Here is a 270-nt window from a genome sequence, read left to right as displayed (position 1 = left end):
CTAATCAAAGACTAGAAATCAACATTCACCATCACCTGTATGGAATGCTCATTTCTAAGCTTTAACACAGAAGCAGTTAAGTGGTGGAGCCAAGCGGGATCGAACCGCTGACCTCCTGCGTGCAAGGCAGGCGCTCTCCCAGCTGAGCTATGGCCCCATATACAGGCATTTCCCACACAAAAATTGGTGGGTCTGGGCAGATTCGAACTGCCGACCTCACCCTTATCAGGGGTGCGCTCTAACCAACTGAGCTACAGACCCAATTTCGGT

General features: G+C 50.7%; 2 tRNA genes. Both read right to left on the bottom strand.

The features are described from left to right. Positions 1 to 81: 81 nt before the first annotated feature. Positions 82 to 157: transfer RNA gene (locus QBK88_RS30740), tRNA-Ala, on the bottom strand. A 27-nt stretch (positions 158 to 184) separates the two neighbouring features. Continuing rightward, positions 185 to 261: transfer RNA gene (locus tag QBK88_RS30735), tRNA-Ile, on the bottom strand. Positions 262 to 270: the final 9 nt, after the last annotated feature.

The sequence above is a fragment of the Pseudomonas sp. RIT-To-2 genome (assembly GCF_029623465.1).
Taxonomy (GTDB): domain Bacteria; phylum Pseudomonadota; class Gammaproteobacteria; order Pseudomonadales; family Pseudomonadaceae; genus Aquipseudomonas; species Aquipseudomonas silvicola.
The sequence above is the reverse complement of the archived record's forward strand: the minus strand, read 5'-3'. Positions and strand labels throughout refer to the sequence as shown.